At 45.9% G+C, this 15,571-nt stretch carries 11 protein-coding genes; 4 read left to right on the top strand and 7 right to left on the bottom strand.

Annotated features, from left to right (window positions below; all coding sequences use genetic code 11):
* Positions 1–149: 149 nt before the first annotated feature.
* Together ftsH and rlmE are read right to left on the bottom strand one after the other, a co-directional pair.
* The gene (ftsH, locus tag A3K86_RS11400; RefSeq protein WP_068331023.1) at positions 150–2,114 is read right to left on the bottom strand and encodes an ATP-dependent zinc metalloprotease FtsH; all 1,965 of its coding nucleotides are present in this window, start codon (positions 2,112–2,114) and stop codon (positions 150–152) included.
* 49 nt (positions 2,115–2,163) lie between these two features.
* Positions 2,164–2,793: a 23S rRNA (uridine(2552)-2'-O)-methyltransferase RlmE gene (rlmE, locus tag A3K86_RS11395; RefSeq protein ID WP_068331021.1), complete on the bottom strand. Its 630-nt coding sequence runs from the start codon at positions 2,791–2,793 to the stop codon at positions 2,164–2,166.
* A gap of 139 nt (positions 2,794–2,932) precedes the next feature.
* Here rlmE and yhbY point away from each other — a divergent pair, with 139 nt between their 5' ends.
* Positions 2,933–3,229, top strand: a complete 297-nt coding sequence (yhbY, locus tag A3K86_RS11390) for a ribosome assembly RNA-binding protein YhbY (protein ID WP_068331020.1) — start codon at positions 2,933–2,935, stop codon at positions 3,227–3,229.
* A 95-nt stretch (positions 3,230–3,324) separates the two neighbouring features.
* Here the strand turns inward: yhbY and greA are convergent, their stop codons facing one another.
* Entirely contained in the window at positions 3,325–3,798 is a 474-nt protein-coding gene (greA, locus tag A3K86_RS11385) for a transcription elongation factor GreA (RefSeq protein WP_068331019.1), read from the bottom strand.
* Positions 3,799–4,273: 475 nt separating this feature from the next.
* Between greA and A3K86_RS11380 the strand changes: the two genes are divergently transcribed.
* The gene (locus tag A3K86_RS11380) at positions 4,274–5,245 is read left to right on the top strand and encodes a porin (RefSeq protein WP_068331018.1); all 972 of its coding nucleotides are present in this window, start codon (positions 4,274–4,276) and stop codon (positions 5,243–5,245) included.
* A gap of 129 nt (positions 5,246–5,374) precedes the next feature.
* Entirely contained in the window at positions 5,375–6,877 is a 1,503-nt protein-coding gene (gene dacB / locus A3K86_RS11375) for a serine-type D-Ala-D-Ala carboxypeptidase (RefSeq protein ID WP_084406590.1), read from the top strand.
* A 108-nt stretch (positions 6,878–6,985) separates the two neighbouring features.
* Here dacB and A3K86_RS11370 read toward each other — a convergent pair whose 3' ends face one another.
* The 4 genes from A3K86_RS11370 to dapB form a co-directional block, all read right to left on the bottom strand.
* The gene (locus A3K86_RS11370) at positions 6,986–7,834 is read right to left on the bottom strand and encodes a magnesium transporter (RefSeq protein ID WP_068331016.1); all 849 of its coding nucleotides are present in this window, start codon (positions 7,832–7,834) and stop codon (positions 6,986–6,988) included.
* Positions 7,835–8,450: 616 nt separating this feature from the next.
* Positions 8,451–11,675, bottom strand: a complete 3,225-nt coding sequence (gene carB, locus A3K86_RS11365; protein WP_068331015.1) for a carbamoyl-phosphate synthase large subunit — start codon at positions 11,673–11,675, stop codon at positions 8,451–8,453.
* A 17-nt stretch (positions 11,676–11,692) separates the two neighbouring features.
* Entirely contained in the window at positions 11,693–12,832 is a 1,140-nt protein-coding gene (carA, locus tag A3K86_RS11360; RefSeq protein WP_068331014.1) for a glutamine-hydrolyzing carbamoyl-phosphate synthase small subunit, read from the bottom strand.
* Between the two features lie 544 nt (positions 12,833–13,376).
* The gene (gene dapB / locus A3K86_RS11355) at positions 13,377–14,186 is read right to left on the bottom strand and encodes a 4-hydroxy-tetrahydrodipicolinate reductase (protein WP_068331013.1); all 810 of its coding nucleotides are present in this window, start codon (positions 14,184–14,186) and stop codon (positions 13,377–13,379) included.
* A gap of 224 nt (positions 14,187–14,410) precedes the next feature.
* On the opposite strand from dapB, the gene A3K86_RS11350 reads away from it, so the two are divergent.
* On the top strand, positions 14,411–15,559 hold the full coding sequence (locus tag A3K86_RS11350) for an efflux RND transporter periplasmic adaptor subunit (RefSeq protein WP_068331012.1): 1,149 nt from the start codon (positions 14,411–14,413) through the stop codon (positions 15,557–15,559).
* Positions 15,560–15,571: the final 12 nt, after the last annotated feature.

Below are 15,571 nucleotides of genomic sequence, written 5' to 3'. Positions count from 1 at the left end.
ACCGAACTGCAAAATAGATTCGGTGTCAGTGTGAGATATTTTCCTAGAGAGTATTACCGAGGCAAAATCGCTGATAATTAGAAATTTGATCAGCGGTATAAAAAAACAAAACCCCGAACAAGTCGGGGTTTTATATTAATCGCTAGCGATTAAGCTTGTGGCTTATCGTCTTCTTTAGTCTGTTGTACAGGCTCTTCAACGATATCAGCAGCTTTGTCATCTTCCGCAGGCGCTTCTGATTTTACTTCTGCTTCTTTAGGCTCATCTGATGCTTTTAGTGTGTCATCAGTGTCATCCCAGCCTTTTGGCGCACGAATAACGGTTTTACGCGCCATCAAATCATCGATTTGATCAGCATCGATGGTTTCGTACTTCATCAACGCATCTTTCATTGCATGCATGATATCCATGTTTTGCATTAGGATTTCACGTGCACGCTCGTAGTTGCGGTCGATAATAGCGCGAACTTCGCTATCGATAGCACGAGCCGTTTCGTCAGACATGTGTTTAGTCTGTGTTACCGAACGACCAAGGAATACTTCGCCTTCATCTTCGGCATAGAGCACAGGACCCATCTTGTCTGAGAAACCCCACTGGGTCACCATCTTACGCGCAATATCAGTTGCACGTTCGATATCGTTTGACGCACCGGTTGATACTTTATCTACACCGTAGATAAGTTCTTCGGCTAGACGACCACCGTACAAGCTCGAAAGCATCGATTCCAAGAACTCACGAGAGTGGCTCACACGATCTTGCTCTGGCAAGTACATGGTTACACCCAACGCACGACCACGAGGAATAATCGAAACTTTGTAAACTGGATCGTGATCCGGTACTAAGCGACCAATGATTGCGTGACCCGCTTCGTGGTATGCCGTCGACTCTTTCTGCTCTTCTGACATCACCATAGATTTACGCTCAGCGCCCATCATGATTTTGTCTTTCGCAAGTTCGAACTCAACCATAGACACAGTGCGCTTGTTACCGCGAGCTGCAAACAATGCCGCTTCGTTAACAAGGTTAGCAAGGTCTGCACCAGAGAAGCCCGGAGTACCACGTGCAATTAGCGCAGGTTGTACATCGTTTTCTAGTGGCACTTTACGCATGTGCACTTTAAGGATTTGCTCACGACCACGAACGTCAGGCAGACCAACCACAACTTGACGGTCAAAACGACCAGGACGAAGTAGTGCAGGGTCAAGTACGTCAGGACGGTTAGTTGCGGCGATAACGATAATACCTTCGTTACCTTCGAAACCATCCATCTCAACCAGCATTTGGTTAAGGGTTTGCTCACGCTCATCGTGACCACCACCTACACCAGCGCCACGCTGACGACCTACCGCATCGATTTCATCGATAAAGATAATACAAGGTGCTGCTTTCTTCGCTTGCTCGAACATGTCACGGACACGAGACGCACCCACACCCACGAACATTTCAACGAAGTCAGAACCAGAGATAGTAAAGAAAGGTACTTTCGCTTCACCAGCAATCGCTTTTGCTAACAAAGTTTTACCTGTACCAGGAGGACCAACCATCAAAACACCCGTTGGGATCTTACCGCCCAATTTTTGGAAGCGGCTTGGATCACGTAGGTAATCCACCAACTCTTTCACGTCTTCCTTGGCTTCATCACAGCCAGCCACGTCCGCGAAAGTGGTTTTGATTTGGTCTTCGCTCATCATGCGCGCTTTCGATTTACCGAACGACATGGCACCTTTGCCACCACCGCCCTGCATCTGACGCATGAAGAAAATCCAAACACCAATAAGTAGTAGCATTGGGAACCAAGAAATGAAGATTGAAGCCAGTAGGCTTGGCTCTTCAGGTGGGGTGCCCATTACTTTTACATTTGCGTTAATTAAGTCGTCTAACAGCTTTTGGTCGTTATAAACCGGCAGGTAGGTGACGTAACGAGTGTTATCACGTTTGAAAACAGTGATTTCACGATCATTGAATCGCACTTCCCTAATCTGATCCTGACCGATTTCACGGACAAAGGTTGTATAGTCGACTTGACGACCAGCATTATCACCTGGACCGAAGCTCTGGAAGACAGACATCAGTACAACGGCGATCACTAGCCACAAGATCAAGTTTTTTGCCATGTCACTCAAGGTGTTAACCTCGCGATAACTAATAGATGAATGTAGGGTACTACAGTTTGTAACCTGTAGCTACAATGTAGACTTCACGCGAACGGTCTCGCGACGAGTCAGGTTTTCGGATTTTGACCACTTTAAACATGCTACGAACTTCAGCTAGATATTGGTCGAAGCCTTCGCCTTGAAAAACTTTTACCGCAAAACTGCCGTTCGGTGCAAGTACTTGCCGACACATATCTAATGCTAGTTCAACAAGATACATAGCTCTAGGCTGATCTGATGCCAAATTGCCGCTCATGTTAGGCGCCATATCCGACATCACCACATCCACCATATCAGGTTGAATACGTTCTAACAGTGCATCAAGTACCGCTTCTTCACGAAAGTCCCCTTGTAGGAAGCTAACGCCTGGTAATGAGTCCATAGGTAAGATATCACACGCGATAACTTGCCCTTCCTCACCCACTACTTCCGCCGCATACTGTGACCAACCACCTGGTGCTGCACCAAGGTCTACCACTGTCATGCCAGGTTTCAGTAGTTTATCTTTGTTTTGAATCTCTTCTATCTTAAAGATTGCGCGTGAACGATAGCCCTTCTTTTGCGCTTCTTGAACATATTTGTCATCAAAATGCTCTTTTAGCCAACGCCCGGAGCTGCCCGATTGTTTTTTTCTACTCATGATTTACCTAATGAGTTTGAGTACTTATTAAGTATACATGGCGAATTCGCCGCGATGTATACTAAACAAATTAGTCTTCTCGACTAGATGGCGTTAGAATACCTCGTTTTCAACCCTAGTAATAAAAAATAGAGTCGTCATGAATCTAAGCACCAAACAAAAGCAATTCCTAAAAGGCCTTGCTCACAACCTAAAACCAGTTGTACTTATGGGTGCAAACGGCTTAACTGAAGCCGTACTGGCCGAAATCGAGATCGCGCTGGACCACCACGAACTGATTAAAGTGAAGGTTGCATCTGAAGATCGTGAAACTAAAGTATTGATTGTCGATGCAATTGTTCGTGAGACTAAGGCTGAGAAAGTACAGGTTATTGGTAAAACACTGGTACTTTACCGCCAAAGCGAAGAACGAAAAATCGAACTTCCACGCAAATAAAAAAGGCCGCCGATGCGGCCTTTTTTGTTTTTATTACAACGAAAAAGTTACATTTCCTAACAAATTCCGTATCTCACAGACACGAGAGTTGGCGATTAAATGTACTCTACTTTCTCGATTTCAAACTCTTTCTGACCGCCAGGTGTCGCGATTACCACTTCGTCACCTTCTTCTTTACCGATCAGACCACGAGCGATTGGTGAATTAACCGAGATACGACCTGCTTTGATGTCAGCTTCATCATCACCAACGATTTGGTAAGTCACTTCTTCATCGGTTTCAACGTCGATTAGATTTACCGTCACACCAAAAATCACTTTACCTGTGTTGTTCATCTTGGTTACGTCGATTACTTGCGCTACAGATAGCTTGTATTCGATATCACGAATTTGCGCTTCACAAATACCTTGCTCTTCACGTGCCGCATGGTATTCCGCATTTTCTTTTAGATCGCCCAATTCACGCGCTTCACCGATCGCTTGTGAAATAATAGGACGACGTTTCATTAGCGCTTCAAGTTCGTGGCGTAGCAGCTGCTCGCCACGAACAGTCATTGGTACTTTATCCATTTCAACTACCTCAGTCTTAATGCCATCGCATTTTAAGACAAACAAAACCTACTCAGTATTTACTGAGTATCATTAATGCAAAAAAGATTACTGCGTATTTTAAACAAATATAGCCGAGAGATCACCACCTGACGTTTTACTTCCGACTTATATCAAATTCGCTACATAGCTGATTTATTAATGAAATAATGATGCAAAGGTCACATTTCCCACCACAAAAAAGCGAAAACAAACACAAGCTACTGCCTATCTTTTTCTAAAACATACTAAATTTCACTTTTTTGACTGAACTTTAATCAACAAGCATAACTAGCTGTTTTAACTAACTTAAATTAATAACACATCAAACCTAAGCCTGAAAAAAACATTTTTTTTAGCTTTTTTTACTAACCATACCCTGCTGGAACCAGTAAAAAGAACGCCATGCATTTACACAGTGAAGTGCATCTAATAAAAAATTTAAAAGGATTCAGCAATGAACAAGAACCTGATTGCTCTAGCAGTAGCAGCAGCGACTCTATCTGGTGCAGCTCAAGCTGCAGAAGTATACTCTGACGAAACTTCAAGCCTAGCTATCGGCGGCCGTGTTGAAGCTCGTGCAGCTCTAAAAGACAGCGTTGTTACTGACAACACTCGTACTCGTGTAAACATCGCAGCTAAATCAGACATTTCTGATTCAGTTTACGGTCTTGGTTTCTTCGAGCGTGAATTCCGCGCAGACGAAAGCAAAAACGAAAACCGTAAACTTTACGCTGGTATCGGTTCTGAGTACGGCCAAGTTGTTTACGGTAAGATCGACGGTACTCTAGGCATGATCACTGACTTCACAGATATCATGGCTTACCACGGAAACGGTGCAGGTTCTAAAATCGAAGCTGCTGACCGCGCTTCGAACAGCCTTGCTTACACAGGTTCTTTCGACAACCTAGTAGTTAAAGCTAACTACCGTTTCAAAGACAGCAAAGCTGACGGTGAGAAAAACGACGGTTACGCACTAGGTGCAATGTACTCGCTAGACATGGGTCTTCGTTTCGGTGCTGGTTACACTGAGCAAAAAATCGAAAGCAATAAAGCAGATCAAGACAAAGCTAAGCAAGCTTTTGCTGCTGTTTCTTACGAAATCGGTGATTTCTACGTAGCAGGTCTTTACCAAGACGCACGTAACACTAAACTAAACAAAGTACTGTCTGAAAAATCTCGTGGTTACGAATTTGCAGCTAAGTACTCTCTAGACAAACTAGTATTCTCTGGTACTTACAACTACCTAAAATCACGTGATACAGGCACACAAGAAGCTGCTGTTAACGCATATGCTGTTGACGCAACTTACTACTTCACACCAAACTTCCGTACTTACGCTTCTTACAAGCTAGACCAAGCTAAGACTGATGTTAAAAACGAGCGTAACAAAGACGAGTTCGTTCTTGGTGCACGTTACGACTTCTAATCCCGATTGGATTGAAAGTGTAAACGCCTAAAAAAACGCAGGCTTCGGTCTGCGTTTTTTGTTTTTCCTGACAATAACACAGCCCTTTTCGCTATGATGCATAACATGATTTGTTATCCAGCTAGCATTATGATTAACCGAATTCACTACTGTTGTGCGCTTGCGCTATTCATCAGCACCACTTTTCCTATTTTAAGCTCAGCCTCTGCGCTTGATAATGCACTAGCCCCAAGCTTTAATGCTTTACCAGCGGGACATAACACCAGCTACCTAATTACTGACACAAATACGGGTGAACGGCTGGCGAGCCATAATCAAGAACAATTACAAGCTCCAGCCAGCACCCAAAAATTACTGACCGCCTTAGCGGCTACCTTATATTTACCTGCTGATTTTCAGTTTGAAACCACACTCGCGCTATCAGAAAGTAACCACAACCAAGATGTTGTGATCACTTTTAGTGGTGACCCACTGCTTAGTCGCCAACAACTGGCACAGCTGCTAAAAACACTAAAACAGCAAGGGATCCGTCATCTTGATGGCAATATTTACTTAAATGGCAAAGTATTTAGTGGTAATGAGCATGTAGCAGGCTTACCTTGGGATATTCTCGGAGTGTGCTATAGCGCACCAGCAAGCAGTATCAGCCTAGAACACAACTGTGTACAAGGGGCGCTTTACAGCAATAAACCATTGGGGCAACTAACCCGGGTGAATGTGCCAAGCCATCAACCTATTCGCGTCACCACCAACGCCACCATTGTTGATAAAACCCAACAAAAAGCGCAATTTTGCGAGCTTAATTTGTCAGCCAAAGCCAACAACCACTACCAATTAAGTGGCTGTTTAATACAGCGCGATAAACCTCTGCCGCTGAACTTTGCCGTTCAAGATACCGTCAAGTACACCGCTGATGTGATCAAGAAAGAGTTACAACGCACAGGGATCCGTTTTTCAGGGCAAGTATTAAGGAATGATAACGCTCAAGGCAAAGTCATCGCTCGCCATCATTCCAAACCACTGTCAGAGCTTATCGATATTTTACTCAAAGACTCCGACAACCTGATTGCTGATAACCTAGCCAAAACGCTAGGACGGCTTTACTACGACCAAGCAGGCAACTTCGCAAATGGTACTCATGCGATCAAAGCGATCCTCAAAGAAAAAGCGGGATTGAACTTAGACAATGCCGTACTTGCTGATGGTTCAGGTCTATCGCGCAATAATCGATTAAGCGCGGCGCAGCTCAATGAAGTACTTACTTACATCCACCAGCACAACGAAACCTTAAAACTGCTTGAGACTTTTCCGGTTGCTGATCAAAGCGGCACCCTTCGCTATCGTCCAAGTGTGCGCAAACCACCACTCGCTGGTAACTTAACGGCGAAAACAGGCTCCTTATACGGTGCCGCCAACCTTGCTGGTTTTATCACCACTCAATCAGGTAAAAAGCTAACCGTGGTACAACTCGTTAATAGCTATCACCCAATCGAGCGCGACAGTGAAAAACCGATCACGCCTGCCATTACGCTATTTGAGCAAGCCTTCTACACCACACTGTACCACTATGACTTTAACCGCACTCCTAACCCGACAGTCGAAGGAAAAGCGCCTAACCAGCCACAGCAATAGCGCATTAACAACTTACAGATAGCAAAAAGCCCTTCTCACATTGGTAGAAGGGCTTTTTATTGATTCACCATGGATTTAGGTATTGTCACCAAGATAGTAATGACGCGCCTAGCTTAACCCCAGCATCCAGTTCACCGTGGTGAAATAGATCATCATACCTGTAATATCAACAACAGATGCTAATACTGGGCTTACCAACACCGCGGGGTCGAGCTTACATGCACGGGCAATCATAGGTAATACACCGCCAATACTGGTTGAGAGCACGACTTGAATGGAAATCGCCATCCCAATTGCCATCGCCACATCTTGCAGCTGGATCCCAATCGGCAAAGTAGAACCATCGCTAAACATGATCACTCGACCAATGATCACCGCCGCTAATACGCCAGCAATCACCAAGGCCACGCGAAACTCTTTCCAAAGTACCGCTAGCCAATCTCGGGTTCTGATCTCTTCCATCGCCAATGCCCGCACGACTAACGTCGCCGCTTGCGAGCCTGTGTTACCACCTGCAGCAGCAATCACAGGCATGTACACCGCAAGCAGCACTAACTGGCTTAAAGTGTCTTCGTAATGCGAGATGATCAATCCCGATACAATGCCTAATAGCGCTAAACCAATGATCCATCCAATACGCTCGCGCACGTGACACATCACCGTATTTTTCAAGTAGTGGCCCGCAGGCTCTGCCTCTGAGCAAATTAAACCCAAGCCACTGGCTAAGTGTCGCATCCGCTTTTCTTCGTTCATCTCATCGAGACGATCAAGCAAATGCTGCACATGCTTTAAAGGGCATTCGTGAAGTACGGCAATCGCCTCTGAAATAGGCATCACGACTAACAAGCGTGCTTGTTCTTCGATGTCGTACTTTAAGAATGCATTTTTTACTGCCAGCACATCATTTTGTGCTAACTGTTGAGTTGCAGTATCCACTGCATAGTTCATTACCGCCATAGCGAATCTCCCGATTGGCAATTGCTGAACATGACATTCAGCCAACAGTAACGACCACCAGAACTAACCTACAGCAAACACCAAACAATAGGTTTATCGCGTAGTTTTACAACGGCCTAAAGGCAATTGATGTAAACACACGCAAACCTAGCTTTGATATATAAGCTAACTGGATAAATTCAAACTTGAGAATGGGGCAAGAAAATCGAGGAAAACGATAAAGCTAGATTGCTTGCTAAAAAATTAAGCAGACAATGCTATATGAATTGCTAAGAAATGCTTTCCGAACCACTGACGATTCGGACAATAGGAGGCCGACACCATCAAATGGTTTGATTTTCCACCTTCATACTCGGGGGATGGTCGGTATCGTTCATTTAAGTCTCCAAAGAAGTCACCCGATTGTGACGCGCTCATTTTACGTTAATCGATTATAGGTGCAAGGCATTTTCAGGTAATAACGGCGACAAAGTGTGTATCTCCGTGGTGAGTCTCAATTTGTGTCACGTGCTAAAGCTGAAATCAAAAACAGACTCTGATTAACGCTACGTAAAATACAAAAAAACCCGCCATTTCGGCGGGTTTGAATTCGTATATGTAGCTACAGTGCTAACAATTACGCGTTTTTCACTCGTGCATGTAGCTCTTGTACCGACGTTACCTTATTACGGTCATCGGCAGTCCAAGACATACAAGTTGCAAACGCAGCATTTAGCGTCGTGGTGTAGTTCACTTTCTCAGCCAGCGCGCCACGACGTAGTACTTTAGAATCTTCAATCGCTTGACGACCTTCTGCCGTGTTCACGATGTAGGAGTATTCGTTGTTCTTGATACGGTCAAGAATGTGTGGACGACCTTCGTGTACCTTGTTCACTAGACGAGGGTTGATACCCGCTTCACCGAGAATCACAGCAGTACCGTGAGTCGCATCCAACTCGTAGCCCAGTTTGATTAGCTTAGACGCTAGGTCAACGACACGCTGCTTGTCATTTTCACGAACAGACAGAAGTGCGCGACCTTTCGCTTGCTTCTCTTTACTACAACCCAGCTCAGCTTTAGCGAATGCTTCTGCAAACGTATCACCGACACCCATCACCTCACCTGTTGAGCGCATTTCTGGGCCTAACAGTGGGTCAACGCCTGGGAACTTGTTAAACGGCAGTACCACTTCCTTCACTGAGTAGTAAGGAGGAATGATTTCTTTAGTAAAGCCTTGTGCTTCAAGCGTTTGGCCCGCCATTACACGTGCCGCGATTTTCGCTAGAGGGGCGCCCGTTGCTTTCGATACGAATGGCACTGTACGTGCAGCACGTGGGTTTACTTCGATTAAGTAAACTTCGTTATCTTTCACCGCAAACTGGGTATTCATCAGACCACGAACACCTAGCTCAAATGCCAGTTTTTCAACTTGTTGGCGCATCACATCTTGGATTTCTTGGCTTAGGGTGTAAGCCGGAAGTGAACATGCAGAGTCACCTGAGTGAACACCCGCTTGCTCGATGTGCTCCATGATGCCACCGATAACCACACGCTCACCGTCGCAGATAGCATCGATATCAACTTCAACCGCATCGTCGAGGAAACGGTCTAGCAATACTGGTGATTCATTCGATACGCTTACCGCTTCGTTGAAGTAACGACGTAGGTCAGTTTCGTCGTATACGATTTCCATCGCACGGCCGCCCAGTACGTAAGATGGGCGCACAACCAATGGGAAACCAATTTCTTTCGACTTCTCAACAGCTTGCTCCATGGTAGTAACAGTAGCGTTTTCTGGTTGTTTAAGACCTAGACGCTCAACTGCCGCTTGGAAACGCTCACGGTCTTCAGCACGGTCGATAGCATCTGGGCTAGTACCAATAATTGGTACGCCAGCCGCTTCTAGGGCGCGCGCCAGTTTCAGTGGTGTTTGACCACCGTACTGAACGATAACGCCTTTTGGCTTCTCAACACGAGCAATCGCAAGTACGTCTTCCAGTGTTACTGGTTCAAAGTACAGACGGTCAGAGGTATCGTAGTCAGTCGATACTGTCTCTGGGTTACAGTTCACCATAATGGTTTCGTAACCGTCTTCGCGCAGCGCTAGTGATGCGTGTACACAACAGTAGTCAAACTCGATACCTTGACCAATACGGTTTGGACCACCGCCCAATACCATGATTTTATCTTTGTCGGTTGGGTTCGCTTCACACTCTTCATCGTATGATGAATACATGTAAGCAGTATCAGAAGAGAACTCTGCCGCACAAGTATCAACACGCTTGTATACAGGATGAATGTCGAACTGGTCACGCAAGCGACGGATCTCGCTTTCTGCCACACCGAGTAACTTAGCCAAACGCGCATCCGCAAAGCCTTTACGTTTTAGCTTACCTAGTACCTCAGCATTAAGACCGGCAAAACCGCCCTCTTTCACTGCTTGCTCAGCTTTCACTAAGTCTTCAATTTGAACTAGGAACCAGCGGTCGATGTTCGTAAGATTGAACACACCATCTACTGACATGCCAGCACGGAATGCATCAGCGATGTACCAAATACGCTCTGCGCCCGCATCTTTTAGTTCGTGACGAATCGTTGTTAATGCATCAGGTGCATCTAGGTCAACCATTTCATCAAAACCAGTTGCGCCAACTTCTAGGCCGCGCAGTGCTTTTTGTAGTGATTCTTGTTGGTTACGACCAATCGCCATTACCTCACCAACCGACTTCATCTGTGTCGTTAGACGGTCGTTCGCACCAGCAAATTTTTCAAAGTTAAAGCGAGGGATCTTAGTCACTACATAGTCGATAGTTGGCTCGAATGAAGCCGGCGTCTTGCCACCTGTGATATCGTTTTGTAGTTCGTCTAGCGTAAAGCCAACGGCTAGTTTTGCCGCAATCTTAGCGATTGGGAAACCTGTTGCTTTCGATGCTAGTGCAGAAGAGCGAGATACACGTGGGTTCATTTCGATGATAACCATACGGCCATCTTTCGGGTTGATACCAAACTGTACGTTTGAACCGCCAGTTTCAACACCGATTTCACGTAGAACTGCTAGCGATGCATTACGCATCAGCTGGTATTCTTTATCTGTCAGCGTTTGCGCTGGAGCTACCGTGATTGAGTCACCCGTGTGGATACCCATAGCATCGAAGTTTTCGATAGAACATACGATGATACAGTTGTCCGCTTTATCACGAACCACTTCCATTTCGTACTCTTTCCAGCCAATCAAAGATTCATCAATCAGCAGCTCGTTGGTTGGCGACAAATCCAAGCCACGACGACAAATTTCGTCAAACTCTTCTTTGTTATAAGCGATACCACCACCTGTCCCCCCCATGGTGAACGATGGACGAATAATACATGGGAAACCCACCATATCCAGTACTTTGTACGCTTCTTCCATCGACTTCGCCGTGTCCGCACGTGGACACTCAAGACCGATAGACTTCATCGCTTTATCGAAGCGTGAACGGTCTTCAGCTTTATCAATCGCGTCAGCTGTCGCACCGATCATTTCCACACCGAACTCTTCCAGTACGCCGTGTTTTTCTAAATCCAGCGCACAGTTCAGTGCAGTTTGACCACCCATAGTTGGTAGTACCGCATCTGGACGTTCTTTTTCGATGATCTTGCGAACAACTTCCCAGTGAATTGGCTCGATGTAAGTTGCATCTGCCATGTCTGGGTCAGTCATAATTGTTGCTGGGTTCGAGTTCACAAGAATAACGCGGTAGCCTTCTTCGCGAAGTGCTTTACACGCCTGTGCACCCGAGTAGTCAAACTCACAAGCCTGACCGATAACAATCGGGCCAGCACCTAGAATCAGAATACTTTTAATATCATTACGTTTTGGCATCTTTTACTACTCCGAACTTAGGCGCTGTGCTTTTTTAGTAATTCAATGAAGTGATCAAACAGTGGTGCAGCATCGTGTGGACCTGGGCTTGCTTCAGGGTGACCTTGGAAGCTAAATGCTGGCTTATCCGTGCGATGAATACCCTGTAGAGAACCATCAAACAAAGACTTGTGCGTTGCACGCAGGTTTTCAGGCAGACTCGCTTCGTCTACTGCAAAACCATGGTTCTGAGAAGTAATCATCACTACGTCGCGGTCTAGGTCTTTAACCGGGTGGTTTGCACCGTGGTGACCGAACTTCATTTTCACTGTTTGTGCGCCACTTGCTAGAGCAAGAATTTGGTGACCAAGACAGATACCGAATACTGGCAATCCTTTTTCTAGGAAGGTCTTAGTCGCTTCGATAGCGTAAGTACATGGCTCTGGATCGCCCGGGCCATTTGATAGGAACACACCGTCTGGGTTTAATGCTAGCACTTCTTCCGCTGACGTTTGCGCTGGCACAACCGTTAGACGACAACCGCGGTCAACCAACATTCGTAGGATGTTGCGTTTGGCACCGAAGTCATAAGCCACCACGTGGAATGGCATTTCGCTATCAGCTTTCGCTTCAGGTAGGCCGCCTGTTAAGGTCCAAGAACCTTGCTTCCATGGGTAAGCTTCAGCCGTCGTCACTTCTTTCGCTAAATCCATGCCTTTCAAACCAGGGAATTCTTTCGCTTTTGCCAACGCTAGCGCTTCATCAAGGTTGTTGCCTGCAACGATACAACCGTTTTGGGCACCTTTTTCACGAAGAAGACGAGTTAGCTTACGAGTATCAATGTCGGCGATACCAACAATGTTTTGTGATTTGAGGTAATCAGAAAGGGTTTGTTCACTGCGGAAGTTTGAAGCAATAAGAGGGAGGTCACGAATTACCAAGCCTTGTGCGTGAATAGCGGTGGATTCTTCGTCTTCGGAATTAGTTCCGGTGTTGCCAATATGAGGGTAAGTAAGAGTAACAATCTGTTGAGAATAAGAAGGGTCGGTGAGAATTTCCTGATACCCCGTCATCGAGGTGTTAAAAACGACTTCACCAACGGCCGAACCATCTGCCCCAATGGACACGCCGCGGAACACTGTCCCATCTTCCAGGACTAACAGCGCAGATTTGCTCAAGACAACCTCCAAAATAATAAAAATGCAACGAAAACAGATAAACTTGCAACTACCCGTTATATACAGTGCTAAAAATCACAAAAAGCTGATTTTAGACAAATTCCGCGCATTCTATAGAGCGGCTATTTTTCTGTCAACAATTCGCTCAAAATAACTTTAAAATATCTCAATCACAGCCATTAAACTTAGCCAGAGCGCCAAAAAAGCATGATAACCTCAGTATTTGTCACACTAAAGTTGTGGCCGATCCCATTTTATCGTTTGCTCAATCCCACACCACCAAGCAAACAATAAAAACATCAAGCAAACGGTTAAAACCACCAACCAAACAACATCATTTGAACAACTAACCACAGAAAAGCACATTTTTAGTCATTTTCATAAGCTAACTGTGTATCGAAATGTAAAATCAGGCAAGTTTAAATTATTGATGCAACGAATTGTTTAAGGATGGGAAATTATGCAGATAAAAAAACACCCCGACGGCAGTCGAGGCGTAGCAATCTCGTATTTATTGTTAGTATTTCGTCACATCAGTCAGTGATCACAGCTCGTCTAAGCCCAATACATCCTGCATAGTGAAAAAGCCTGCAGGCTTATCCACAAGCCATGCTGCTGCACGAACGGCACCATTAGCAAAGGTCATACGATCGGTTGCTTTATGGGTGATCTCAACTCGCTCACCAATATCAGCAAACATCGCGGTGTGCTCACCAACAATATCGCCCGCACGAATGGTCGCAAAACCAATTTCATCACGGCTGCGCTCACCCGTGATCCCTTCGCGGGCATACACTGCAACATCACTGAGCTTGTTACCCATTGCACCAGCAATCGCCTCACCCATACCAATCGCAGTGCCAGAAGGAGCATCAACTTTATGACGGTGGTGGGCTTCAATCACTTCGATATCGCAATAATCGCCCATCACTTTGGCAGCTTTTTCTAGCAGCTTAAACACCAAATTCACGCCAACACTGTAGTTAGGCGCCATGACAATACCTAGCTGCTGAGCAGATTCGTCAATTTGCGTGCGCTCTTGGTCACTAAAGCCCGTGGTACCAATCACAATTTGTTTGCCGTGCTGCTGACAAAGCGCGAGGTTTGCCAACGTACATACTGGTGCCGTGAAGTCGATAATCACATCAAAGTCATCAGCCACCTTGGCAAGATCATCCACCACGGTGATCCCGCATTGACCAATTCCCGCCAGCTCGCCAGCATCGACACCAATCATGCTTGATTCAGGGCGTTCACTCGCAGCGCCCAACGTTGCTTGCTCAGACGCCTGAACAGCTTTGATCAAATTGCGCCCCATGCGTCCTGCCGCGCCAGCAATCGCAATACGTACCATGCTAGTAATACTCCCATTAAAATTTGTTAACTGTTATCCACTCTACCCGCTCTGACTAGTTACAGCAACAGCCATGCCGAGTGAGGCAAAAAAGGATACCAATATCATTTTTCTTGCCATAACTATTGCTATGCACTCGTTTTTAAAAGCATTTTATTTACTGTTAATGGCTATTTGACCATAATCGCTAAAGTATTATAAAAAATTAAACAGGGTGTTAAATCATGAAATGGACTTTACAGCGCCTCCCCCTTTATGCCGCTTTCATTGGTACAGTTGGCTTTATGACTGGTTGCGAAGAACAAGCAACCCAAACTGTTGCGCCACCGCCACCAGCGGTGATTGTCGAAACCGTGACTAAACAACAAATCAACCCTTCGACCCAATTCAGTGGTCGCATCGAAGCAATGGAAGACGTTTCGCTTCAAGCTCGGGTAGAAGGCTATTTGATTGCGCGTCCTTTCCAAGAAGGTGACTATGTCAAGCAAGGCACTTTACTGTTCGAGCTCGACCCAAAACCTTTTGCCGCGGAAGTTCGCCAGCGTGAAGCCTCACTCAAACAAGCACACGCAAAGTATGAAGTGTCGGTGATCAACTACAAACGCGGTAAGAAGCTACTGCCTAAAGGCAGTATTAGCGCAGTGGACTTTGATGAAATTACGACCACTAAAATCACCGCTGAAGCTGCGGTTGCCCAAGCAGAAGCGGCGCTTGATGCAGCTAAACTAAACCAAGGTTATACCCAAATCAAAGCACCGATCGATGGCCGTGTCGGGGCATCGAATGTCTCGATAGGCGATCTCATCAACCCATCTACCGGTGAGCTCACCACGCTGGTTAAACAAGATCCTATGTACGTGGTGTTCAATGCCAGTGAAACCCAAATTCTTGATGCGTACGAAATGCGCAAAGATGAAAAGGTACCTGCGATCACCGAACTTGCGCTGAGCCTTGAGCTCTCAAACAAGAGCATGTACGACCAACAAGGTAAAATTGATTTCATTGATAACCGCGTCGACCCAACCACGGGTACCGTCCAGATCCGCGCCAGCTTCCCTAACCCTGACCACATTCTGCAACCCGGTCAGTTCGGTAACATCATTATTGCCTCATCCGATCCAGTCGAAGCCTTACTGGTACCTCAGGTAGCGGTGCAAGAAGATCAAAAAGGTCGCTTTGCCATGGTGGTAAACAACGAAAACCTTGTTGAACGCCGCGATCTCGAAGTGCATATCCGCCAAGGTATTTATTGGGTGGTTGATGCGGGACTCATGCCGAATGAACGCGTCATTGTTCAAGGCTTGCAGCGGGTTCGCGTCGGGCTTGAAGTGAAGCCGCAAGAACAACAAATCAAACCTTTTGCCGAGCAATAAAGGAGCGCAATT

The sequence above is a fragment of the Photobacterium jeanii genome (assembly GCF_001650345.1).
In the GTDB taxonomy this organism is placed as follows: Bacteria; Pseudomonadota; Gammaproteobacteria; order Enterobacterales; family Vibrionaceae; genus Photobacterium; species Photobacterium jeanii.
The sequence above is the reverse complement of the archived record's forward strand: the minus strand, read 5'-3'. Positions and strand labels throughout refer to the sequence as shown.

Bases quoted from the DNA above. Each gene is read 5' to 3' on its own strand.
- greA (WP_068331019.1), bottom strand. From the start codon at position 3,798: ATGGATAAAGTACCAATGACTGTTCGTGGCGAGCAGCTGCTACGCCAC.
- ftsH (WP_068331023.1), bottom strand. From the start codon at position 2,114: ATGGCAAAAAACTTGATCTTGTGGCTAGTGATCGCCGTTGTACTGATG.
- carB (WP_068331015.1), bottom strand. From the start codon at position 11,675: ATGCCAAAACGTAATGATATTAAAAGTATTCTGATTCTAGGTGCTGGC.
- dacB (WP_084406590.1), top strand. From the start codon at position 5,375: ATGATTAACCGAATTCACTACTGTTGTGCGCTTGCGCTATTCATCAGC.
- dapB (WP_068331013.1), bottom strand. From the start codon at position 14,186: ATGGTACGTATTGCGATTGCTGGCGCGGCAGGACGCATGGGGCGCAAT.
- A3K86_RS11350 (WP_068331012.1), top strand. From the start codon at position 14,411: ATGAAATGGACTTTACAGCGCCTCCCCCTTTATGCCGCTTTCATTGGT.
- A3K86_RS11380 (WP_068331018.1), top strand. From the start codon at position 4,274: ATGAACAAGAACCTGATTGCTCTAGCAGTAGCAGCAGCGACTCTATCT.
- yhbY (WP_068331020.1), top strand. From the start codon at position 2,933: ATGAATCTAAGCACCAAACAAAAGCAATTCCTAAAAGGCCTTGCTCAC.
- A3K86_RS11370 (WP_068331016.1), bottom strand. From the start codon at position 7,834: ATGGCGGTAATGAACTATGCAGTGGATACTGCAACTCAACAGTTAGCA.
- rlmE (WP_068331021.1), bottom strand. From the start codon at position 2,793: ATGAGTAGAAAAAAACAATCGGGCAGCTCCGGGCGTTGGCTAAAAGAG.